The 22,595-nt window shown below is 73.3% G+C and carries 20 protein-coding genes and 2 pseudogenes; 8 read left to right on the plus strand and 14 right to left on the minus strand.

Annotated features, from left to right (window positions below; all coding sequences use genetic code 11):
* Both HF526_RS10405 and HF526_RS10410 read left to right on the plus strand, forming a co-directional pair.
* Positions 1 to 140, plus strand: a pseudogene (locus HF526_RS10405) (acetyl-CoA C-acyltransferase); the annotation flags it as partial.
* Between the two features lie 117 nt (positions 141 to 257).
* Positions 258 to 1,103 (plus strand): IclR family transcriptional regulator, encoded by an 846-nt coding sequence (locus HF526_RS10410; protein ID WP_169381169.1) that lies wholly within the window; start codon positions 258 to 260, stop codon positions 1,101 to 1,103.
* A 42-nt stretch (positions 1,104 to 1,145) separates the two neighbouring features.
* Here the strand turns inward: HF526_RS10410 and HF526_RS10415 are convergent, their stop codons facing one another.
* The 6 genes and pseudogenes from HF526_RS10415 to HF526_RS10440 form a co-directional block, all read right to left on the minus strand.
* Positions 1,146 to 1,418, minus strand: coding sequence for an HPr family phosphocarrier protein (locus tag HF526_RS10415; RefSeq protein ID WP_169381170.1), 273 nt, complete (start codon positions 1,416 to 1,418; stop codon positions 1,146 to 1,148).
* A gap of 53 nt (positions 1,419 to 1,471) precedes the next feature.
* Complete coding sequence (locus HF526_RS10420) at positions 1,472 to 2,965, minus strand: PTS fructose transporter subunit IIC (RefSeq protein WP_169381171.1); 1,494 nt, start codon at positions 2,963 to 2,965, stop codon at positions 1,472 to 1,474.
* Positions 2,962 to 3,414 (minus strand): PTS sugar transporter subunit IIA, encoded by a 453-nt coding sequence (locus HF526_RS10425; RefSeq protein WP_169381172.1) that lies wholly within the window; start codon positions 3,412 to 3,414, stop codon positions 2,962 to 2,964. The genes HF526_RS10420 and HF526_RS10425 overlap by 4 nt, the downstream gene beginning before the upstream one ends.
* Positions 3,411 to 4,367, minus strand: a complete 957-nt coding sequence (locus HF526_RS10430; protein ID WP_169381173.1) for a 1-phosphofructokinase family hexose kinase — start codon at positions 4,365 to 4,367, stop codon at positions 3,411 to 3,413. The genes HF526_RS10425 and HF526_RS10430 overlap by 4 nt, the downstream gene beginning before the upstream one ends.
* A 64-nt stretch (positions 4,368 to 4,431) precedes the next feature.
* Positions 4,432 to 6,111 carry a phosphoenolpyruvate--protein phosphotransferase gene (gene ptsP / locus HF526_RS10435; RefSeq protein WP_169381174.1) on the minus strand — a complete coding sequence of 560 codons (1,680 nt, stop codon included), beginning with the start codon at positions 6,109 to 6,111 and terminating at the stop codon, positions 4,432 to 4,434.
* Between the two features lie 71 nt (positions 6,112 to 6,182).
* A pseudogene (locus HF526_RS10440) lies at positions 6,183 to 6,419 on the minus strand (histidine phosphatase family protein); the annotation flags it as partial.
* A gap of 179 nt (positions 6,420 to 6,598) precedes the next feature.
* Between HF526_RS10440 and eno the strand changes: the two are divergent.
* Positions 6,599 to 7,885 carry a phosphopyruvate hydratase gene (gene eno / locus HF526_RS10445; protein ID WP_169381176.1) on the plus strand — a complete coding sequence of 429 codons (1,287 nt, stop codon included), beginning with the start codon at positions 6,599 to 6,601 and terminating at the stop codon, positions 7,883 to 7,885.
* A 52-nt stretch (positions 7,886 to 7,937) separates the two neighbouring features.
* Here the strand turns inward: eno and HF526_RS10450 are convergent, their stop codons facing one another.
* From HF526_RS10450 to HF526_RS10470, 5 genes are read right to left on the minus strand one after another with little or no spacing between them, the layout of a single operon-like run.
* Positions 7,938 to 8,792 (minus strand): universal stress protein, encoded by an 855-nt coding sequence (locus HF526_RS10450; RefSeq protein ID WP_169381177.1) that lies wholly within the window; start codon positions 8,790 to 8,792, stop codon positions 7,938 to 7,940.
* Positions 8,779 to 9,582, minus strand: coding sequence for a triose-phosphate isomerase (gene tpiA, locus HF526_RS10455; protein ID WP_169381178.1), 804 nt, complete (start codon positions 9,580 to 9,582; stop codon positions 8,779 to 8,781). The genes HF526_RS10450 and tpiA overlap by 14 nt, the downstream gene beginning before the upstream one ends.
* Complete coding sequence (locus HF526_RS10460) at positions 9,579 to 10,775, minus strand: phosphoglycerate kinase (RefSeq protein ID WP_169381179.1); 1,197 nt, start codon at positions 10,773 to 10,775, stop codon at positions 9,579 to 9,581. The genes tpiA and HF526_RS10460 overlap by 4 nt, the downstream gene beginning before the upstream one ends.
* 11 nt (positions 10,776 to 10,786) lie before the next feature.
* Positions 10,787 to 11,800: a type I glyceraldehyde-3-phosphate dehydrogenase gene (gap, locus tag HF526_RS10465; RefSeq protein WP_169381180.1), complete on the minus strand. Its 1,014-nt coding sequence runs from the start codon at positions 11,798 to 11,800 to the stop codon at positions 10,787 to 10,789.
* A gap of 13 nt (positions 11,801 to 11,813) precedes the next feature.
* A complete protein-coding gene (locus HF526_RS10470) occupies positions 11,814 to 12,011 on the minus strand; it encodes a hypothetical protein (protein ID WP_169381181.1) in 198 nt (65 codons plus the stop codon).
* A 177-nt stretch (positions 12,012 to 12,188) separates the two neighbouring features.
* On the opposite strand from HF526_RS10470, the gene HF526_RS10475 reads away from it, so the two are divergent.
* The 3 genes from HF526_RS10475 to HF526_RS10485 all read left to right on the plus strand — a co-directional run bounded on the left by HF526_RS10475 (position 12,189) and on the right by HF526_RS10485 (position 15,111).
* Positions 12,189 to 13,568, plus strand: coding sequence for a pyridoxal phosphate-dependent decarboxylase family protein (locus tag HF526_RS10475; protein ID WP_169381254.1), 1,380 nt, complete (start codon positions 12,189 to 12,191; stop codon positions 13,566 to 13,568).
* A gap of 89 nt (positions 13,569 to 13,657) precedes the next feature.
* Positions 13,658 to 14,401 carry an SDR family NAD(P)-dependent oxidoreductase gene (locus tag HF526_RS10480; RefSeq protein ID WP_169381182.1) on the plus strand — a complete coding sequence of 248 codons (744 nt, stop codon included), beginning with the start codon at positions 13,658 to 13,660 and terminating at the stop codon, positions 14,399 to 14,401.
* The gene (locus HF526_RS10485; protein WP_169381183.1) at positions 14,398 to 15,111 is read left to right on the plus strand and encodes a DUF4286 family protein; all 714 of its coding nucleotides are present in this window, start codon (positions 14,398 to 14,400) and stop codon (positions 15,109 to 15,111) included. The genes HF526_RS10480 and HF526_RS10485 overlap by 4 nt, the downstream gene beginning before the upstream one ends.
* A gap of 39 nt (positions 15,112 to 15,150) precedes the next feature.
* On the opposite strand, the gene HF526_RS10490 is transcribed toward HF526_RS10485, so the two are convergent.
* Positions 15,151 to 16,113, minus strand: coding sequence for a carbon-nitrogen hydrolase family protein (locus tag HF526_RS10490; RefSeq protein WP_169381184.1), 963 nt, complete (start codon positions 16,111 to 16,113; stop codon positions 15,151 to 15,153).
* 254 nt (positions 16,114 to 16,367) lie between these two features.
* Here HF526_RS10490 and HF526_RS10495 point away from each other — a divergent pair, with 254 nt between their 5' ends.
* Together HF526_RS10495 and HF526_RS10500 are read left to right on the plus strand one after the other, a co-directional pair.
* Entirely contained in the window at positions 16,368 to 16,658 is a 291-nt protein-coding gene (locus tag HF526_RS10495) for a hypothetical protein (protein WP_169381185.1), read from the plus strand.
* Between the two features lie 122 nt (positions 16,659 to 16,780).
* On the plus strand, positions 16,781 to 17,248 hold the full coding sequence (locus HF526_RS10500) for a universal stress protein (RefSeq protein WP_169381186.1): 468 nt from the start codon (positions 16,781 to 16,783) through the stop codon (positions 17,246 to 17,248).
* 18 nt (positions 17,249 to 17,266) lie between these two features.
* Here the strand turns inward: HF526_RS10500 and HF526_RS10505 are convergent, their stop codons facing one another.
* Both HF526_RS10505 and HF526_RS10510 read right to left on the minus strand, forming a co-directional pair.
* Positions 17,267 to 19,564: a DUF2961 domain-containing protein gene (locus tag HF526_RS10505; RefSeq protein WP_169381187.1), complete on the minus strand. Its 2,298-nt coding sequence runs from the start codon at positions 19,562 to 19,564 to the stop codon at positions 17,267 to 17,269.
* Positions 19,561 to 22,584, minus strand: a complete 3,024-nt coding sequence (locus tag HF526_RS10510) for a glycoside hydrolase family 38 N-terminal domain-containing protein (protein WP_169381188.1) — start codon at positions 22,582 to 22,584, stop codon at positions 19,561 to 19,563. Before HF526_RS10510 ends, HF526_RS10505 begins: the two co-directional genes overlap by 4 nt.
* Between the last annotated feature and the right edge of the window lie 11 nt (positions 22,585 to 22,595).

A 22,595-nucleotide genomic window follows, 5' to 3' on the forward strand; every position in this document is an offset into this window, starting at 1 on the left:
GCGCCTCCGGCGCCCGCATCACCCTGCACCTCGCCCTCGAACTGCGACGCCGCGGCGGCGGAACCGGCGCCGCCGGACTCTGCGGCGGCGGCGGCCAGGGCGAAGCCCTCATCCTCCGGGTCCCGGCCGCAGAGAGGTGAGACAGCGCGGTGAGGCAGGGCGGTGAGACAGGGCGGTGAGACAGGGCGTCGGCAGCGATGCGGCCATCGACGCCCGCAGGAGCTCGACAGGCGCCTGCGGGCGGAAGGAGGACGGACATGTCCGAAGAGGCGGCGGCCGCGGGCCGGACGGTGGTCAGCAAGGCCGCGGCGATACTGATGACCTTCCTCGACGACGGCTGCGTCCACTCCCTGACGGAGATCGCCGCCGCGACCGGCCTCCCGCTCTCGACGGCCCACCGGCTGGCCCGGGAGCTCGTCGCCTGGCGGATCCTCGATCGGACCGAGGACGGCGACTACCGGGTGGGGTTGCCGCTGCGGCTCATCGGCTCGGCCGGCGCCTGCGGTTCCAGCATCGAGGAGCGGGCGCCGCTGATCCTGCAGGACATGTCGTACGCCACCGGTGCCGAGGTCCGGCTCGGGATCCTGCGCGACCGCGCTGTGGCCTACATCGAGAAGCTGCCCGGCCGACGGCCCGTGTCGGCGTTCTCCACCGGCGCGGTCCTGCCCGCGCACGCGACGGCGATGGGAAAGGCGCTGCTGGCCTTCTCGCCTCCGGAGTTCGTGGAGATCGTCGTCAGCGGCGGGCTGACCGCGTACACGCGGTACACCATCACCGCGCCGGACCGGTTCCGGCGCGCGCTCGCGATGACGCGCCTGAGCCGGCTGGCGGTGTCGCGGTGGGAGCTGAGGATGGACCACAGCGCACTGGCGGTGCCGGTCTTCGGACCCGGCGGTCAGGTGGCGGCTGCGCTCGAGGTCCGGGTCGAGGACCCGGCCGCCGAGCTGCCGACGATCCGACCGGCGTTGATGATCGCCGGCCGGAGCCTGACCCGTGAGCTCGCCGGCGGACGCGGCTTCCGGGCACGCGAGCCGGGCCCGGCGTACGCGTCCGCCCGGCCGCCGGGGACGTCCGCAGATTCCGTCCCGTCGACGGCGTCGTGAGCGGAGTGGTGGACGAGCAGTAGCGCTCGGACCGTGTCGCCGTCAGACCTTGTCGAGATCGGTGGACAGCAACTCGGTGAGCTCGTCGAGCGCGGCCTCGGCCACCTCGCCCTCGGCGGAGAGGACGACTTCCTCGCCGCTGCGAACATCGAGCCCGAGGACGAACAGCACGCTCCGCGCGTCGACGGCCGCGTCGCCGCCGACCTTGGCGATGGTGACCTTCACCGGCTGCCTCGCCGCGGCCTGGACGAACAGCGTGGCCGGGCGGGCGTGCAGACCGACGGAGGAGGCTACGGACACCGTGCGTTCAGGCATGCGCGTCCTTTCTTCGGGGGCGGGCCGGTCGCCCGCCACGAGGTGCGAGGAGGTCAGTTCCCCGCCGCTGCGGCCGCGGTGGCCGGCGTCTCCACGGCTGCCGGCCGGCGGTGGAAACTCTTGAGCACGATCACCGACACGGCGGTCACCACACTCCCGATGGCGATCGCCAGCAGGTACAGCAACGGCCGCCCGATGAGTGGCACGACGAAGATCCCGCCGTGCGGCGCGCGCAGGGTGTTCCCGAACCACATCACCAGCGCACCGGTCACCGCCGACCCGAACATCAGTGACGGGATCACCCGTAGCGGGTCGCCGGCCGCGAACGGGATCGCCCCCTCGGTGATGAACGACGCCCCGAGGACCCACGCGGCCTTGCCGTTCTCCTGCTCCACGTGGGTGAACAGGTTCTTGCGCAGCACGGTGGCCAGCGCCAGCCCGAGCGGCGGGGTCATGCCCGCCGCCATCACGGCGGCCATGATCTCCAGGTTGGTGGTGGTCGCGATGGTCAACCCGGTGACCGCGAAGGCGTAGGCGGTCTTGTTGATCGGGCCACCCATGTCGAAGGCCATCATCAGGCCCAGCAGGATCCCCAGGAGGATCTTGTTGGCGCCGGAGAGCCCGTTCAGCCAGTTCGTCAGGCCGGTGGTCAGCGCGCCCAGCGGCGGGCCGAGCACCACGAACATGAGCACGCCCACGATGAACGTCGAGATCAGCGGGATCACGACGACCGGCATGATCCCGGCGACGGCACGCGGGACCTTCCACCGCTTGATGAGCATCACGACCGCACCGGCCAGCAGACCGGCGGCCAGACCGCCCAGGAACCCGGCCGGCGCGTCCGGTGACGGCACCTGGGTGGCGATGTACCCGCCCACGATGCCCGGCACCAGCGCAGGCCGGTCGGCCATCGCGAACGCGATGAACCCGGCCAGGATGGGCACCAGGAAGCCGAACGCCACCTTCCCGATCTGGAACATCAGCGCGGCCCAGGACTGCTGGCTGCCCCAGTCGAAGTGCTGGGTCACCGGCGGAGCATTGGTGATCTGGTATCCGCCGAGGGCGAAGCTCAGCGCGATCAGCAACCCGCCGGCGGCGACGAACGGGATCACATAGCTCACGCCGGTCATCAGCCATTGCCGCAGCCGCGAGCCCAGGCCGGCCTTCTCCGTCACCTTGGTCGCCGGCGCCGGGGCGGCGCCCGCACCTGCGCCGTCCGTGGCCACGGTGGCCGGCGGGCCCGTGCGGACGGCCTCCTTCGCCTCGTCGATCATCTCCTTGGCGGAGCTGATGGCGCGCTTGACGCCGCTTTCCACCAGCGGCTTGCCCGCGAAGCGCTCCCGGTCGCGCACCTCGACGTCCGCGGCGAAGATCACCGCGTCGGCGGCGGCGATGGTCTCGGGCGACAACGGTTCCGAGCCGGCCGAGCCCTGCGTCTCGACCGCCATCTCGTCACCGGAGTCGACAGCCGCCTGCTCCAGGGCCTCGGCTGCCATGTAGGTGTGCGCGATCCCGGTCGGGCAGGACGTGACAGCGACGAACTTCATGACGGCGCCACCTCTTTCTGGATGAATGCGGCGGCCTCCCCCGGGTCGCCGATCGACCGCAGCGTCTCCTTGAAGTCCTGCCGGACCAGCTTGCGCGCCAGCGAGGCGAGGATCTTCATGTGTGAGGCGTCACCACCCTCGGGCGCGGCGATCAGGAAGATCAGGTCGGCCGGGCCGTCCGGGGCGCCGAAGTCGATACCCCCGGGCGCGCGCCCGAACGCCAGGCTCGCCTCGGTCACATGGACCGACCGGCAGTGCGGTATCCCGATGCCACCCTCGATCCCGGTCGGCATCTGCGACTCGCGGGTGGCGATGTCGTCCAGGAATCCGTCCAGATCGGTGACCCGCTGCCCCGCGACCAGCCGTTGGGCCAGCGAACGGGCCGCGGCCTGCCGGTCCTCGGCGGCCAGCTTCAGGTCGACGAAGTCAGCGGTGATGACGTCACTCATGTCGGGGTGCCTCCCAGTGCTCGGTCCAGGTCCAGCTCGTCGGTGACCACGACGACGTCGAGGTCGAGATCCGAAGGCCGCGGCATGGCGCTGCCGGGCAGCCCCACCGCCGCCGTGCCGTACGCGAGCGCCGCCACCAGGGCGGACCGGCCGCGCCCGCCGCCGGCGAGGAAACCGGCGAGCATCGCGTCCCCCGCCCCGACGGTGCTGCGCACCCGCACCGGGGGCGCCCAGCCGTGCAGCACCTCGCCCGGGCCGGCGAGCAGGGCGCCGTCCGCTCCCAGGCTCACCAGCACGGTGTCCACGCCGCGTTTGCGCACGTCGGCTGCGGCATCGACGACGTCCCCGAGACGGCGCAACGGCCGCCCGACGAGCTCGGCGAGCTCCTCGGTGTTCGGCTTGATCAGGTCCGGGCCCGCGTCGACCGCCCGGGCGAGCGGCAGGCCACTCCCGTCGATGCAGACCCGGGCCCTGTGGTCGCCGGTGTCCCGCAGTACCGAGACGAGCTCGGCGTAGAAGCCGGCGTCGACACCGCGGGGCAGGCTGCCTGCGCCGACGACCCATGCCGCGTTCCCGGCGGCGCCGACGACCGCGCGCTCGATGGCGCGGACCTCGTCGGTGCTGAGCTCGGGACCCGACTCGTTCAGCTTGGTCGTCGTCCCGTCCGGCTCGACGACCGTGATGTTGCTGCGCAGCGACCCGGCGATCGGGACCTGGACCACCTGCACCCCGATCGGGGCGAGCAGCGCGCTGAGCTGGGCGCCTTCCGGACCTCCGGAGGGGAGCACCGCGACGGTGGCGATGCCACCGGCGGCCAGTGCCCGGGAGACGTTCACGCCCTTCCCGCCCGGATCCACCCGGCCACCCAGGGCCCGGTTCACCTCTCCGCGGCGCAACCGCTCGATCTCCACGGTCCGGTCGAGACCGGGATTCGGGGTGAGCGTCACAATCATCAGCCACCTCGCTGACACGCGTCGCGCCGAGATCGGAGAAGTACGGATGTGATGCGGGGCGGCGCTACAGCCCCAGATCTGCGAGTTGCGGCAGCTCCGCGCGGACCCGGGCCTTGGCCGCCTGGGCGTCGGCCGCGTCCAGGGCCAGCTCGCCCAGCCGGGTGCAGTCGTCGAACGTCACGGTCTTGAGCAGTTCCCCGACCTCGCTGATGACTCTGGCGGACATCGACAGGCTCACCACGCCGAGGCCGACGAGCACGACGGCGAGCACCGGGTCGGATGCGGCCTCGCCGCAGACGCCGACCGGCTTGCCGGCGTCGGCCCCCGCCTGCCCGGTGAGCTGGACGAGGCGCAGCAGCGCCGGCTGCCAGGGATCGTTGAGCTCGGCCAGCGGACCCGCCATGCGGTCGGCCGCGAGAGTGTACTGCGCGAGGTCGTTGGTGCCGATGCTCGCGAAGTCGGCGACCTCGAGGATCTGCCGGGCGCACAGGGCGGCGGCCGGGACCTCGACCATGACCCCGGCGGTGTGCAGCCCGTGCGACCTGACCCGGTCGGCGAACCACTGCGCCTCGGAGGCCAGCGCGACCATCGGCGCCATCACCCAGACCTCCGCGGACGTCCGCTGCGCGGCGGCTGCGGCGGCGGCCAGCTGACGGTCGAGGACGTCGGGCCGGTCGAAGGCCACCCGCAGACCGCGCACGCCCAGCGCGGGGTTCGGCTCCTCGCCCTGGTCGAGGAACGCCAGCGGCTTGTCCGCGCCTGCGTCCAGGGTGCGCAGCACGACCTTGCTGCGCGGGAACGCGCCGAAGACCTCCGCGTAGGCCTCCTCCTGCTCCTTCACGGTCGGCTCGGTCGGCGCGTCCAGGAAGAGGAACTCGGTCCGGAACAGCCCGACGCCCTCCGCTCCGGCATCGGCCGCCGCGCGGGCCCCGGCCGGGTCACCCACGTTGGCCAGCAGCAGCACCCGCCGGCCGTCCGCGGTCACGCCCTCGCCGCGCCACACGTGCTGGGCTCCCCGCCGGGCCGCCATCCGCTTCCCCGCGTCCCGCGTCGCCGCGTCGCTCGGGGCCGGGTCGACCGTGCCCGCGCCGCCGTCGAGGACGATCGTCGTGCCCTCGGCCAGGCTCAACGCGCCCGGACAGGCCACCACCGCCGGCACCCCGAGGGTCCGGGCGAGGATCGCGGTGTGGCTGGTCGGGCCGCCCCCCGTGGTGACGAAACCGAGGACCTTGTCGGGGTCCACGGTCGCCGTGTCGGCCGGGGCCAGGTCGTGGGCGGCGAGGATGAACGGGTGGCCCGGATCGGGGATGCCGGGCATCGGGATGCCGAGCACCGCCGCGACGATCCGGTCCCGGACGTCCTCGACGTCGGCGACCCGGGCCCCGATGTAGCCACCGGCGGCGGCGAGCATGTCGCGGAACGTGTTCGCCGCCTCGTAGACCGCCCGCGCAGCGGTGAGCCCACGGTCGCTGACCCCCGCCTCGGCGAGGTCGAGCAGACCGGGGTCCTCGGCCATGTAGGACGTGGCCTCGAGCACCGCCTTCGTCTCGGCATCGGCCTTCTCCGCGCGCTCCCGCAGCTCGGCGCCGACGGCCTCCATCGCGGGCCGGATCCTGGCCCGCTCGGCGTCCCGGTCGGCGACCTCCGGCGGGCCGGCCGGGGGTTCGGGCACGGGCTCCGCCATCCGCACGAGCGGACCCACCGCGATCCCGGGACACACTCCGATGCCGGTCAGCAGTGACACGGTGACCTCGGCTCCCCGGGCGGGCCTGCGCCCGCCCTCCTCGACATGGCTTGAGTACGTGGCTGGAACGGCTATCGGCCCTGCGCGGCGACGGCGGCGATCGCCTCGGCGGCGGCATCGGGGTCGAGGTACTCCCCACCCGGTGTGATCGGGCGCAGCTCCTCGTCGAGGTCGTACCGCAGGGGGATGCCGGTCGGGATGTTCAGTCCCACGATGTCGGCGTCGGCGGACAGCCGCACGTCCACCCATCCGGTGAACAGGTCCTCGGCGTTCCAGGTGCTCTGGCCGTGCCGCAGCAACACAACCGTTCCCATGCGCATGAGCTTGCCAGCGCCACGAGAACGTGTCCCGCTCACTTTCATTGGGCGGGATGCCCCGCTGGAGAAGGGGGGTACGGCGACCGTGTCGCTACTGTCTGGCGACACCAACACCCCGATCCGTGCCGCGTCTCGGCCGGACCGGTGCCGGACGGGCCCAGGGGGCGGACGTGGCGGAGATCGAGCAGGTCGGTGCACGGGAGATCCTCGACTCGCGGGGTAACCCGACCGTGGAGGTGGAGGTCGCGCTCGACGACGGGACGATGGCCCGCGCCGCCGTCCCCTCGGGTGCCTCGACCGGCGGGCACGAGGCGGTCGAACTGCGCGACGGCGAATCGCGGTACGGCGGCAAGGGAGTGCTGCGCGCGGTCGCCGGCGTGCTCGACCTGATCGGCCCCGAGCTGATCGGGATCGAAGCGACCGACCAGCGGCTGCTCGACCAGAAGCTGCTGGACATGGACGGCACCACGGACAAGTCCCGGCTCGGCGCCAACGCCCTGCTCGGGGTGTCCCTCGCGGTGGCCAAGGCGGCCGCGGAGTCCTGCGGACTCGAGCTGTACCGCTACCTCGGTGGCCCGAACGCGCACGTGCTGCCGGTGCCGATGATGAACATCATCAACGGCGGCGCGCACGCCGACAGCTCCGTCGACGTGCAGGAGTTCATGATCGCCCCGATCGGCGCCCGCACGTTCACCGAGGCGCTACGGGCCGGGGCGGAGGTCTACCACGCGCTCAGGTCGGTGCTGAGGAACAAGGGCCTGGCCACCGGTCTCGGTGACGAGGGCGGCTTCGCCCCGGATCTGCCCGGCACCCGCGCGGCGCTGGACCTGATCGGTGAGGCGGTGGGTACGGCCGGGTACCGGCTCGGTCGCGACGTCGCGCTGGCGCTCGACGTCGCCGCGACGGAGTTCTGCGCCGACGGCTCCTACCGGTTCGAGGGGGCCGCGCGCTCCGCCTCGGACATGCAGAAGATCTACGCCGACCTGCTCGACTCCTACCCGCTGGTGTCCATCGAGGACCCGCTCGCCGAGGACGACTGGGACGGCTGGGTGGCGCTCACCGAGGCGCTCGGGGACCGGGTCCAGCTCGTCGGCGACGACCTGTTCGTCACCAACCCGGAGCGGCTCGAGGAGGGCATCCGCCGCGGCGCCGCGAACGCGCTGCTGGTCAAGGTCAACCAGATCGGCACGCTGTCGGAGACCCTCGACGCGGTGACCCTGGCCCAGACCAGCGGCTACCGCTGCATGATGAGCCACCGCTCCGGCGAGACCGAGGACACCACGATCGCCGACCTCGCCGTCGCCACCGGCTGCGGCCAGATCAAGACCGGCGCCCCGGCCCGGTCCGAGCGGGTGGCCAAGTACAACCAGCTGCTGCGCATCGAGGAGGCCCTCGGCGACGCCGCACGCTACGCCGGCGAGACCGCCTTCCCGCGCTACACCCCACCGGCCGGCTGACCTGCCGCCGGCCGGGACCCGCTCGTCCCGGCCGGCGCGGCGCCGGCGGCCGTCACCGGCGGGCGACGAGCACCGGGCAGTGCGCGTGGTGCAGGGCCGCGTGGCTCACCGAGCCGAGCACCAGGCCGCCGAAACCACCCCGGCCGTGGCTGCCGACGGCGAGCAGCACGGCGCCGGCGGACTCGTCGATCAACGCGCCCGCGGGGTCCTCCCGGACGGTCTTCTCCACGACCTCGACGGACGGATACAGGGCGCGCCACTCCGCGAGGCTCGCCGACAGCGCCTCCTGCTCGTGGCGCTGCGCCTCCCGCCACTCCACCGGCGGCGACGCCGTGATGCCGATCTCGGGCGCCAGCCAGGAACGCACCGCGGTCAGACCGACGCCGCGGCTCTGCGCCTCCTCGAACGCGAGGCCGGCGGCCCGCTGCGAGTGCGGGGATCCGTCGACACCGACGACGACCCGGCCGGCGGAGGGCCCGTCGACGACGTCCTCGGCGCCCTTGCGCAGTACCACGACCGGGCACGCGGCGTGCATGGCCACCTGCAGTGACGTCGAGCCCAGCAGCAGCCCGCCGAAACCGCCGTGGCCACGGGCCCCGAGCACGATCATCTCGGCGTCGGGACCCTCCTTGACGAGCACGGCGGAGGCGGACCCGACCTCGAGGACCGGCTGGACGTCCAGCCCGCTCCCGGCCGTCTGCGCCACCGCGGTGTCCACCACCTCCTGGGCGGCCGCGCGCTCCTGCTCGGCCGCGTGCGGGTGGCCGGAGTGCTCCAGCCCGTGCACGAGCCGCAACGGCCTGCCCCGGCGCCGCGCCTCGTCCACGGCCCATTCCAGCGCGTGCGTGCTCGGCTCGGAACCGTCGACCCCGACGACGATGGGTCGTTCGACGTCAGCTGTGCTCATCGGTACTCCCTCGGTAGCGCCCGGCTGTGATCGCGCAGAGGCGGGAGAACTCGTCGGCGTCGAGACTCGCCCCGCCGACCAGCGCACCGTCGATGTCGGGCCGGGCGACCAGCTCGGCCACGTTGTCCGCCTTCACCGAACCCCCGTAGAGGATGCGCACCGCCCCGGCGGTCGCCGCGTCGCAGCGCTCCGCGACCCGCTCCCGCAGCGCCCCGCACACCTGCTGGGCGTCGTCCGGGGTGGCCACCCGCCCGGTGCCGATGGCCCACACCGGCTCGTAGGCGATCACCGATGCGGCCACCTGTGCGGGCGTCACCGCTGTGAGGTCGGCGTCGAGCTGGGCGCGGCAGTGCTCCACGTGCCGACCCTGCTCGCGCACGCCCAGGCCCTCCCCGACGCACACCAGCGGGGTGAGGCGGTGCCGCAGGGCGGCGTGCACCTTGGCGTTGACCAGCGCGTCGTCCTCGTGGTGGTGCTCGCGGCGCTCGGAGTGCCCGACGAGGACATAGCGGCAACCCAGTGCCGCGAGCATCGGCCCGGACACGTCACCGGTGTAGGCGCCCCCGTCCTGCGGCGCGAGGTCCTGGGCGCCGTGCACCATGCGCAGCTGCTCGGTGGCGAGGACCGTCCGGACCGGGTGCAGGTGCGGGAACGCGGGCAGCACCGCGACCTCGACGACGTCGTGGACGGCGTCCGGCAGTGCGGCCCCCAGCTTGCGCACCAGCTCGACGGCCTCGACGTGGGTGAGGTTCATCTTCCAGTTGCCGGCGATGAGCGGCCTGCGGGTCATGGGTTCTCCAGTACGACCAGTCCGGGCAGCGCCTTGCCCTCCAGGTACTCCAGGGACGCGCCGCCGCCGGTGGAGATGTGGGTGTAACCGGCCTCGTCCCGGCCCAGGGCGCGGATCGCGGCCGCCGAGTCGCCGCCGCCCACCACGGTGGTGGCGCCGCGGCGGGTCGCGGCCTCGATCGCCTGCGCGACACCCCGGGTGCCCGTGGCGAACGGGGCGAGCTCGAACACACCCATCGGCCCGTTCCAGAAGACCGTGCGGGCGTCGCCGAGCGCCTCGGCGAAGCGGGCCACGCCGGCCGGGCCGATGTCGAGGCCCACCCGGCCGTCCGGGATGGCGTCGGCGGGGACCACGTCGTGCGCGGCGTCGGCGGCGACCGCGTCGGCCACCACGACGTCGGGCGGGAGCACGATCTTGCCGCTGTCGAGGAACCCCCGGCACGCCTCGATCTGGTCGGCCTCCAGCAGCGAGTCGCCGACGCCGTGGCCCTGCGCGGCGAGGAAGGTGAAGCACATCCCGCCGCCGACCAGCACCGCGTCGACCTTCGGCTGCAGCGCGGTCATCACCCCCAGCTTGTCGGACACCTTGGAGCCGCCGAGCACCACGACGTAGGGCCGCTGCGCGTCGCCGGCCAGGGTGCGCAGCACCGCGACCTCGGTGAGCACCAGGTCGCCGGCATAGGCGGGCAGCTCGCGCGCCACGTCGTACACCGAGGCCTGCTTGCGGTGCACCACACCGAACCCGTCGGAGACGAACGCGCCGTCCGCGCCGGCCAGATCGGCGAGCTCGTGAGCCAGTGCCGCCCGTTCGGCGTCGTCCTTCGAGGTCTCCCGCGGGTCGAAGCGGATGTTCTCCAGCAGCACCAGGCCGCCGTCGGCCAGCGCGTCGACCGTGGCGGCGGCCTTGCCGCCCGGCTCGGCGAGGGGCACCGCGGCGCCGAACAGCTCACCGAGCCGCACCGCGACCGGGGCGAGGGACAAGCGCGGGTCCGACCCGCCCTCCGGCCGGCCGAGGTGCGCGGTGACCACGACCCGGGCCCCCGCATCGGTCAGCCGGCGCAGTGTCGGGACGCCGGCCCGGATCCGGCGGTCATCGGTGATGCGGCCGTCCTCGAGCGGCACGTTGAGGTCGGCGCGCACGAGCACCCTGCGGCCGGCGACCTCCTCGGCCAGCAGGTCGTCGAGTGTTCTCATCCGGGCCGGCCTCACAACCTGGAGCCGACCAGCCCGGTGATGTCGACCAGCCGGTGGGAGTAGCCCCATTCGTTGTCGTACCAGCCGACGATCTTCACCTGGTCCCCGATGACCTTGGTCAGGCCGGCGTCGAAGATGCAGGAGTGCGGGTCGGTGACGATGTCCGAGGACACGATCGGGTCCTCGGTGTAGGACAGGATGCCGGCCAGCGCGCCCGCGGCCGCGTCCCGGAACGCGGCGTTCACCTCGGCCACCGAGGTCTCCCTGGTCACCGTCGCGGTCAGGTCCGTGGCGCTGCCCACCGGGATCGGCACCCGCAGCGCGTAGCCGTCGAGCCGGCCCTGCAGTTGCGGCAGCACCAGCCCGATCGCCTTGGCCGCCCCGGTCGAGGTCGGGACGATGTTCAGCGCCGCGGCCCGGGCCCGGCGCAGGTCACGGTGCGGGCCGTCCAGCAGGTTCTGGTCCTGGGTGTAGGCGTGGATCGTGGTCATCAGGCCGCGCACGATCCCGAACTCGTCGTCGAGCACCTTGGCCATCGGCGCCAGGCAGTTGGTGGTGCACGAGGCGTTGGAGACGATCGCCTGCGAGCCGTCGTAGACGGCGTCGTTCACGCCCATCACCACGGTGACGTCCTCGCCGGTGGCCGGCGCCGAGATCACCACCTTGCTCGCCCCGGCGTCGAGGTGTTTCGCCGCGGCGTCCCGCTTGGTGAACAGCCCCGTGGACTCCACGACGACGTCGACGCCGAGTTCCTTCCACGGCAGGTCCGCGGGGTCGCGCACGGCCAGCACCTTGATCGGCGTCCCGTCGATGACGATGGCGTCGTCGGTCGCGCTGACCTCGTGCGGCAACCGGCCCAGGATCGTGTCGTAGCGCAGCAGGTGCGCCAGCGTCGCCGGGTCGGTGATGTCGTTGACCGCGACGATCTCGAGATCGGCGGTGCCCGCGGCGCGCTGCGCGTCGGCCGCCCGCCAGAAGTTGCGTCCGATCCGGCCGAAGCCGTTGACGCCCACTCGAATGGTCATGTCTGCCTCCTGCTCAGTGCACCGTCATGGCCTCGATCGAGTAGCGCACGCCCTGCGTCCCCATCCCAGAGAACTTGGTCCCCGATGAACGGGGAATGGTCCGGACCCCGCGCCGCGCCGCCGCTCGGTCGTCACGGCCGGTGATCGGGCCGGAGCCTGCGTCCGCGCTCACCGGCACGCTCGAATCGGCCCGCCAGTCCACCAGAAGCACGCCGACCACGGGAACATCGACTTCCGCTGGCCGGGCGCCCGGATTTCTCCCGGCGCGCCCTGGAGGAGCTGCCGGACGAGCTGCGGTTCGGCGTGCACTCACCGGCACCGCTGCAGGCCGAGGCGCGCACCTGAGCGCGTAGCGTGCACCGACGTGGATCATGCCTGCCCCGACGACATGGCCGCGCTGCTCGCGCGGGCCGCCGCCACGGCCGCGGCGTTCCGCGCCGGGCTGCCGGACCGGCCGGTGCCCGCCGCCGACCCGCAGCGCAGTGCGGCCGCGTTCGACCGACCGCTCCCGCAGGCGCCCACCCCGCCCGCACAGGTACTGGACGAGCTCGTGGCCGCGGCCGAGGACGGGCTGATGGCCACCCCCGGGCCGCGGTACTTCGGCTTCGTCGTCGGTGGGGCGCTGGCCTCGGCCACCGCGGCGGAGATGCTGGCCGCGGGCTGGGACCAGTGCGCGTTCAACACCGCCCTGTCCCCCGCCGCGTCCGCCGCGGAGCGGGCGGCGGGCCGCTGGCTGCTGGAGCTGCTCGGGCTGCCCGCCACGGCGTCGGTCGGCTTCGTCACCGGTGGGCAGGCCGCCAACACCGTCGGGCTGGCCGCCGCGCGCCACCACGTCCTCGCCGAGGCCGGCTGGGACGTCGAGCGCGACGGGCTCGCCGGGGCGCCCCGGGTGCGGGTCGTGGCCGGCGTGGAGCGGCACGCGACGATCGACCGCTCACTGCGGCTGCTCGGCCTGGGCAGCGCGGCGCTGCAGCCCGTCGCCGCCGACGGCAACGGCGCGATCGACGTGCGCGACCTGCAGCGCGTGCTCGCCGCGGCGGCGCCCGGCCCGACGGTCGTGTGCCTGCAGGCGGGCAACGTCAACACCGGCGCCTGCGACGACCTGCGCACGGCGATCGGGCTCGCCCACGACCACGGGGCGTGGGTGCACGTCGACGGCGCGTTCGGGCTGTGGGCGGCCGCGGACCCGGCCCGGGCGCACCTCGTCGCCGGTGTCGAGCTCGCCGACTCCTGGGCCTGCGACGGCCACAAGTGGCTCAACCTGCCCTACGACTCGGGCTTCGCCATCTGCTCGCGCCCCGGCGTGCACGTCGCCGCGCTGTCCTACACCGCGTCCTACCTGACGGGGTCGGGCAGCGCGGACCCCGCGCCCGCGGACCTCACGCCCGAGTCGTCCCGGCGGGCCCGCGGGTTCGCGGCGTGGGCCGGCCTGCGCGAGCTCGGCGCCGGCGGCGTGGCCGCGCTGGTGGCGCGCTGCTGCGCGCTGGCCGTCCGGTTCGCCGGCGGGCTCGCCGCGGGCGGGGCCCGGATCGCGAACGACGTGGTGCTCAACCAGGTGCTGGTCCGCTTCGGCGACGACGGGGAGGCGGGCGACGCGCGGACCGACCGGGTGCTCGAGGCCGTGCAGCGCGACGGCACGTGCTGGATGGGCGGCACGACCTGGCGGGGCCGCCGCTACATGCGCATCGCGGTGTCGAACGCGACCACCACCGAGGCGGACGTCGACCGGTCGGTCGCGGCGGTGCTGCGGGCGGCCCGCGCCTGCTGAGCTCACGGTCGTCCGGGCGGTGAACCCGCTCCGAGTTGATCCGGACGCCGTTCCGGCGCACGGTGATCTCCTGACGACGAGGAGGTCGGATGAGAGTGACCGTGGTGACCGGGGGCGGGGGCGGCATCGGCCGCGCCGTCGCCCGTGCGCTGGCCGGCCCGGACGCGGCCGTGGTGGTCGTGGACCGCGATCCCGAGGCGGCGGCCGAGACGCTCGCCGAGGTGGAGAAGGCAGGTGGCACCGGGACCGTCGTGGCGGCGGACGTGACCCGCTCCGCCGACGTCACCCGCTACGTCGACATCGCGCGGTCCTTCACCGGCCGCATCGACGTCCTGGCCAACAACGCCGGCATCGAAGGCGTCGTCGCGCCACTGGGCGAGTATCCCGAGGACGTGTTCGACGCCGTGCTGGGCGTGAACGTCAAGGGCGTCTTCCTGGGCCTCAAGCACGTGCTGCCGGTGATGCTGGAGGCCGGGGCGGGCGCGATCGTGAACACCGGCTCCACGTCGTCGATCCGCGGGCGGGCCAACCTGGGCGCGTACGTGGCCAGCAAGCACGCCGTGCTCGGCCTGACCCGCACCGCGGCCGCCGAGGTCGCGGGCACCGGCGTCCGGGTCAACGCCGTGCTCCCCGGCCCCGTCCGCACACGCATGATCGCCTCGATCAACGCCATGGCGGCGCAGCGCCCCGGCGGGGCGATCGCCCGCGCCGTCGCGACCCGCGAGGCCGAACCGGAGGAGATCGCGGCCACCGTCGCCTTCCTGGCCTCCGACGCCGCCGCGCACGTCAACGGCGCCGGCTGGGTGATCGACGGCGGGAGCACGGTCGCATGACGGGCGGACGGCTCAGAGGCGAGGGCCTGCTCGCCCTGTGGGGGAACGCCGACCCGGAGCAGGACGCCGGGTTCAACGACTGGTACACCCACGAGCACCTGCCCGAACGCATCGCCGTGCCGGGGTTCCTGCGCGCCCGCCGCTACGTCGCGGACCTTCCGGGACCGGCCCCGCACTGGACCTACCTCACCCTGTACGAGACCGACACGCTCGCCACCCTCAGCTCGCCCGGGTACCTGCGGGCCCTGGACACGCCGACCGAGGGGACCCGCCGATACCTGCCGCTGTTCGGCGCGATGGCCCGCACCGGCTGCCGGGTGACCTACTCCGCGGGCACCGGCGAGGGCGGGGACATCGCCTTCGTCGAGCTCGGCCCGCGCGCGGACCCGGACGCACTGCGCCGCTGGATCGTCGACGAGCACGCGCCGGCCGTCCTGGACCGCAGCGGGGTCCTGGCCGTGCACCTCGCCGAGGCCGACCCCGATGCGACGGCCGTCCGCGACCGCACCGAGTCCTACCGCGGCGTCCCCACGACGGCGGGCCGCTGGCTGCTGCTGGTCGAGGGGGCGACCGTCGACCCGGCGGCCGCCCGCGAGCGCCTGGCCGCGGACGTGGCGGACCTGGAGGCCCACGGCGCGGACGTCGGCGGCGCGCAACTCTTCCGCCTGCTGGCCCGCCTCACCCCCGACCGGCAACGACCGGCACCGTGACCGGCGACCGGAACCGCCGATGGTCCTGTACCGCTGGGGTCAGCCCCGGTGGGCCGGAGCGGGGGCCGAGCACTGGTGCCTGGCGTACCACCGGCGGCCGTGCCAGCGCTGCTGATACCAGGCGAACAGCGGCAGCGGCCCCGGCGGGGTCAGCCAGTAGGAGTCGGGCGGCGGTACCGGCGTGGACCGGCGCAGCGGCAGGTCGGTGACCACCACCTGGGGCTCCGGCGTGGGCGCCATCGCGAGGACGGTCCCGTCGGCCGTCCAGACTCCGGTGGCCGGGACGAAGCGCCCCCGGTACTGCAGGGGTGGCAGCCCGGGCATGGGGCAGGCCAGCTCGCCGCTGTGCGAGGCGTGCACCACGGGAGCGCCGACGTGCCGGGCGAACCGCCCGGGCGCTTCGATCGCCCGGGCGGTGTTGGCCGCGTCCCACGCGTCGAACACCCGCCGTGGCTGCCAGCGTGGCACCGTCCACCAGCCACTTCCGCCGAGCACCACGTCGACCCGGCCGGCCAGGCGCGTGACCGTCCGGCGGCGGGTCAGCTCCCAGCAGACGGCCAGCCCGATCGGGATGCCGTCGACGGTGACCAGGCCGTCGTCGGAACCGCCGACGTACAGGGCGTTCTCCCACATCGTCGGGAGGTCCTTGTCGTGCCGGGCGCGGATCCCGGTGCGGTCCACCAGCAGCACCGCGTTGCGCACCTCGCCGTCGGGGTCGCGCACCAGCAGGCTGCCGCTGAGCAGCACGTCGTGGGCGGCGGCCCACTCCTGCATCGACCGCACCGCGGGGCCGTCGATCGGCTGCGCCGCGGCGGCGACCGCCGGCAGGAACGCCACACCGCTGGTGAAGAACTCGGGCAGGGCGATCCATTCGGCGCCGTCGCGGGCCGCCTCGGACACCAGGCGCTGCGCCTGCTCCAGGTTCGCCTCGACGTCACCCAGCACCGCCTGCATCTGAACGGCGGCGACCCGCCGCGTCTGCGCCCGGTCCGTCGTGCCCATGCCCGTCCCTCCTCCGTCGAGGACTGAATCTTCACAGCGGGGTCCGCCGGTGCAGCAGCCGGGTGATCATCGTGCCCGCACCCGGTCTGACCCGCGAGTCGGCAGATTCGGGAGGGCGAGTCGGCACTTTCCGGAGACCGGCTGCCCGACGGCCCGGCCCACCGGGCAGGCCCGGAACCGCCGACCACAGTGGTCTGCGTCGCGGACCGGCGCCGGCGGGTAACAGTCGGCGCCGGCCTGCCGACAGTCGGGACGTGAGCCACCCGACCGCAACCCCCCACTCCCCGCAGTACCCGCCGACATTGCCCGCCTTCGACCCGGCGACGCTGCCGGCCCAGTACGCGCCCCGTCTCCCCCACCCCGACGCAGAACCGTTCCCGCCCGCCTACCCGAACCCCGTGCGGTCGGTCACGGGGCACCCCGAGCGCAGCGGCGCCGGCCTGCACCTGTTCCTGACGATCATCACGGCCGGGATGTGGGGCCTGCTCGTGTGGCTGCCGCTCACGGTGTGGCGCAAGAGGGGATCCGCGCGCCCGGCCACCTGACACCCGGGGGCAGCCGCGCCGGCAGCCGGCAGGACCGCACTTACGCCGGTAGCCCGGGCCAGGCACGGGCCAATAGCATGCACCGACTCCACGTGTCAACGCAGACCGGGCGGGTGGTCGTCATGCGTAGGTACCTCGTCGTCGCGAACCAGACCTTGGAAGGTCCGGACCTGCGGAGCGAGCTGAGCAAGCGGATCGAGGCAGAGCCCAGCTCCTTCTACGTGCTCGTCCCGAACACCAGCGCGGCGCACTACCACGTCGTGCCTGCTGCGGGCGGCATGGTGCCCATGCCCAGCATGGTGACCAGCTACGGCCGCCCCGAGACCGACGAGGAGGCGAGCGCGCAGGCCCGGCACCGGCTGGAGCGACTGCTGGACGTCCTCACCGCATCGGGTGTCGAGGCCGAGGGCAACCTCGGCAGTGCGAACCCGCTCGAGGCCATCGCCAACGCGCTCGCGGACCGCCAGTTCGACGAGATCATCGTCGCGACGCTGCCGCGGCGGTTCTCGCGCTGGCTCAAGGCGGACCTGCCCCACCAGGCCGAACGCCGGTTCGGGTTGCCGGTCACGACGATCGTCACGAAAGCCTGACCGGCCCCGGCGCGGAGGTCACGGCATCAGCGAGTACGCCCAGTAGGTGAACTCGTTCCAGTCCAGCGCCGACGCGACGAACCGGATCCTCACCGCCATCGTCTTCTTGCCCGCCGTCGCGGACGGCGGGATGAGGAAGTCCGCGTCGCGCCACTGGCTGAAGGCGTTCCCACCCGCGACGTACCAGGGACCGATGAGCTCGCCGTCCACATCGACGTCGGCGCGCTGGTTCGCGATCGTCTGGTCGAGCCGCCGCCTGAGCACGACCCCGGCGTTGCCCGGGTCGATCGCCATGTCGAACCGGCTCTCCCCGCGGTGCGCACGCCCGCTGTCCACCACGTCCACGGTGTCGGCGTTGCCTTCGTACTGGTAGGTGCGGGTCCCGGCCCAGGTCTGGGCGCTGATGCGGTAGGCGTGGGCCGCCTCGCCGGCGGGGTTGCCGACGTCGAGGGTGTCGGTGAGCACGAGCCGCGTCCTCGGCTGGTGGTAGTAGTACGCGAGCGTCCAGGCGTCGGTGGTGGTGTCGTTGTGCCCGCCGTGCTCGATGGACACCCGGATCCGTCGTCGGAAGGGCACCGTGTCCTGCAGCAGGAATCGGTAGGCCGCGACGCAGGCGGTCCGGCCGCGGACCAGGTGGGCGGTGTTCCCGCTCATCGGCTGGGTGTACGGGCCGCGATCGAAGTACCAGCCGCCGTTGAAGAAGTCCTCGGTGCCGGTCCCGTAGAACGCGGGCGAACCGCTGTCGTCGACGTGGATGCGCTCGTCGCCCTCCAGGAACCAGCGGTTCGCCGCGCCCGCATAGGAGGCGGTGACCCCGACGAAGTTGCCGCATCCGGAGACGTCGAGGATCGGGATGTCCTGACCGATCATGGTCGGTGTCGTGGCGGTGAGGCTGGTGCGCAGGTATCCGACGTCGCCGAGATCGCCGGGCGCGTGCCGGACCGCGAAGCCGACCCCGGCGGTCGGGCGCGCGCGGCTGCTGACCAGGTCGATCGTGGCGTGCCGGCGGAACGGCATCGGCAGCCGGACGTAGAGGTTGTCCGCGGCGTCCATCCCGACCACCAGGGCCCGGGTCGGGTACGCCCCGAAACTCCCCATCCCGAAGAACGCACCGAACGGGGCGTCCACGCTGGGCGTCGCCTCGCCGTCCCAGTACATCCGGATGCGCGTGCGGTTGAGCAGGTCGGCCGTGTCGTACCCGGCCACGAGCGAGCCGCTCCATGTCTGGCCGCTGATGGTGTAGCCGTGGCTCGCCTCGCTCGCGGGATCCCCCACGTCGAGGGTGTCGCTCAGGACCGCGGTGTCGTCCACCGTCGAGTAGGCCCGGTAGCCGAACTCGGTCCACTCGTTCCCCGGCAAGACGTCCTCGAGCCGGACGGTGATGGCGCTCCTGCCGGCCGTGATCGACGACGGGACGTCGAAGGAACTGTCGCGCCAGCGGTAGGCGCGGTCACGGCCGGGGTCGGACCACTCCCCCGCGTCGGCACCGTCCACGACGACCCTGGCCCGCTGGTCGGCCACGCCGTGGTCCGTCCGCCGGGTCAGTGTCACGCCGCTGTTGACCGGATCGATCGCCAGCGTGAACCGGCTGTGGCCGCGATGCGCGCGCCCGGTGTCGGTGACGGCCCGGGGCGTGGCACCGGGCAGCGCGATCGTGATCGACGAGATCGTCCGCGGTCCACCGCAGGCGAAGATCGTCTGAGCCGCGCCGGGCCGCAGCTGGACGGTCCCCGCCGTCACCGTGCCACCGGCCGGGACGGCCGCACCGGCGCCGGCGTTGCTCCACGCGCGGCGCGCCGCGGCGCTGTCCTCGGCACCGCTCCACGTCGTCACCCGGGTGCCGGGGGCAAAGGTGTGGTAGCCGATGTTGTAGTAGCGGCTCATGTTGGTCGTGATCCGGATCGACCGCTGGTACGGCAACGGCAGATAGCAGGTGAAGCCGCCGCTGGACGCCGCGTCGTCGGCGACGAGCGGGGACAGGAACGGCGGGCAGGTTCCGGAGAACAGGTCCGTCAGCATGATGTCGATTCGCGGCGTGCGCTCGTCGTCGAAATAGACCCGCAGCCAGTCCTTCGCGGGACGGAACCCGGTCACCCAGATCCGGTACACCGTGCCGGGCCCCCGCTGGTCGAGCATCACCTTCTCGCCGCGACGGGTGTAGAGGAAATTGTTCCAGTCGTCGTTGCCCCTGCTGGGCCCGCGGGTGTTGCGCTCGAAACTGGACTGTCCACCCGCGACGGTGTGCAGTCGCAGGAGCGGCAACCGGTCGAGCCGGGTCATGGCCGCCAGCCCGTACGCCGGATCGGCGCCGTTCACCGGAGCAGGCCCAGCCGCACGGTGAGGACCTGGAAGGGCCGCAGCGACACCGCGAAACCGGTGCGGTCGGACGCGACCAGCCCGGTGGCGGGCACCTCCCGCTCCAGCAGGTCCGTCTCCATGGCCCGGACGATCGGCGACGCAACCTCGACCCGGCCTCCCGCCCGTCCGCCGTACGCCTCGTAGAGCCGCAGGACCACCTCACCGGAGCGGTCCTCGGCGAGCTTGACCGACTCCACGACGATGGCCGGGTTGTGCACCCGGACGATCGGCTCCACGTCGCCGCGGCCGGCGACCGAACGCAGCGGGAGGTTCGCCGCGTATCCCGCCGCCACCGCGTCGGCGATGCCCGCGCCTGCCACCAGCGCGTACCGGAACGTGTGACGCCCGTGGTCGGTCACCGGGTCCGGGAACCGGGGCGACCGCAGCAGCGACAACCGGACCTGCGTGGTCGTCGTGGGATCGGCACCGGACGTGCGGGACACGTCCTGGCCGTAGGTCGAGTCGTTGACCAGCGCGGCCCCGTACCCGGTCTCGCCCACGTGCACCCAGCGGTGCACGCAGGTCTCGAACTTGGCCGCATCCCACGACGTGTTGCGGTGGGTGGGCCGGACGACGTGCCCGAACTGGGTCTCCGAGGCGTACTGCTCGGCATGGACGTCGAGTTCGAAGCAGGCCTTCAGGAACTTCTCCGACTCGTACCAGTCGACGACGGTCTCGAACTCGAGGGTGCGCCCGGCTGCACCCGGCCCGCCTGCGCACAACGTGATGCGCTGCGAGACGGCCGAGTCGCCGAACGAGCGGCTGATGCTCACCCCACGATCGACGACGGCGATCCGGTCCACGTCCAGCAGGTCGACGACGGTGCGCAGGTAGTGCTCGTCGACATCCCAGGCGTCCCACCGGTTGGGCGAATCCCGGTGCACCTGGAGCCGGTTCGCGGATCCACCACGGCGTACGGCCTCTCGCCCGGACGCCGCGTCCACGATCGACGTGACCAGGCCGCGGATGTCCACCCGGACCCGGATCGTCCCGTTGTCCAGCAGGTACCCGTCGCCGTCGGCCCGCACCTCGACCGCGCGCTCCCCCGCCCGCGCCGGGCGGCCGCCGCCGAGCGCCGCCAGTCCGGCCCGGGGATACGGGGAGGCGTTGAACGTGACCTCGCCGGCCCCGGGTTCGACCAGCGCCAGCTGGGCCGTCTCGATGATCGCCGCCAGCTCGGCCTCGACGCGTTCGTAGGCCTGCTCGGCCTCGCGATGCACCCAGGCGATGGAGCTACCCGGGAGGATGTCGTGGAACTGGTTCAGCAGCACGACCTTCCAGATCCGCTCCAAGGCGTCGTAGGGGTAGTCGGCCCGGCCCGCGACGGCAGCGGTGGTGCACCACAGTTCGGCCTCCCGCAGCAGGTGCTCGCTTCGCCTGTTGCCCTGTTTGGTGCGCGCCTGGCTGGTGTAGGTGCCGCGATGCATCTCCAGGTACAGCTCGCCGCGCCACACCGGCGCGTCCGGGTACTCGGCCTGCGCGGCCTCGAAGAACTCCCTCGGCGAGGCCACGGTGACCCGCGGGGAACCCTCCAGGTCGGCGGTGCGGGCTGCGGCGGCGAGCATCTCCCGGGTCGGCCCACCGCCGCCGTCCCCCCAGCCGAAGGGAACCAGCGACAGCGAGCCCCGGCCGTGCTCGGCATAAGTACGCGACGCGTGCGCGAGCTCCGCTCCGGACAGCTCGGCGTTGTAGGTCTCCACCGGCGGGAAGTGGGTGAAGATCCGCGTCCCGTCGATGCCCTCCCAGCGGAAGGTGTGGTGCGGCATCCGGTCGACCTCGTTCCACGAGAGCTTCTGGCTGAGGAACCACCGCGATCCCGCGAGCTTGACCAGCTGGGGCAGCGCTGCGCTGTACCCGAACGAGTCCGGTAGCCACACCTCCTCGGGGTCGACGCCCAGCTCCTCGATGAAGAACCGCTTTCCGGTGACGAACTGCCGGGCCAGGGCCTCGCCGCCCGGCATGTTCGTGTCCGACTCCACCCACATCCCGCCGACCGGCACGAACTGTCCCGCCTCGACCCGCTTGCGCAGCTCGGCGAAGATGCTCGGGTAGTGGTCCTTCATCCACTGGTAGTGCTGGGCCTGCGGGCAGGCGAAGACGAACCCCGGATCGTCGTGCATCAGGTGCAGGACGTTGGCGACGGTCCGCGCCACCTTGCGGATCGTCTCCCGCACCGGCCACAGCCACGCCGAGTCGATGTGGGCGTGCCCCACCGCGACGATCCGGTGCGCCGACGGATGGGCGGGGCGGCCGAGTGCGGCGGTCAGTTCCGACCGGGCGTCCGGCGCCGTACCGATGACGTCGTCCGGATCCAGCCGGTCCAGCATCCGCTCCAGGGACCGGAGCAGGTCGTGGCGACGCGGCTCGCGGACGTCGAGCTGGCGCATCAGACCGGTCATGACGCGGACGTCCTGGACCAGTTCCCACACCGTCGGGTTCCAGACCGCGAGCTCCGCCCGGCGCAGCGAGTACAGCGGGCCCGGTGGCGCCGTAGCCGTGTCGCCCATGCCGGTCGGCACGAAGGTCCAGTCGCCACCCACGTCGGGGTTGGCCGCCGCCTCGACCAGGAAGCTCACCGGCCGGCCTGGTGCTGTGTCGACGGGAACGTGGGTCGTGCGCGGCTGCACCCCCTTGATGGGAACACCGGCGAGGGTGAAGGCGAGCCCCTCCGCCTGGAACCCTGGTGTCGCGGCGTCGAACCCGAGGTCGACCAGTGCCTCCACCCGCCGCCCCGCCCAGTCCCGGGGCACCGTGGCGTCGAACCTGAACCAGGTGGTTCCCCAGGGGGTGCCCCACCGGCCCCCCACCCGGGCCGGGACGAAGTCGGCGGCGAGCGCGTCGGCGAACGGCACCGGTTCCCCGGGCGCGTCCCAGGCGCTGACGCGCAGTGGCTCGGTGGGGCCGTGAACGGCCGGCAGCAGCCGGTCCCGCAGGGCACGGGCGATCCGGTCCTCGGTCACGATGCGGTCGTCGTGCACGGGAGTCCCCC

The organism is Pseudonocardia acidicola (assembly GCF_012911935.1).
GTDB classification, from domain to species: Bacteria; Actinomycetota; Actinomycetes; order Mycobacteriales; family Pseudonocardiaceae; genus Pseudonocardia; species Pseudonocardia acidicola.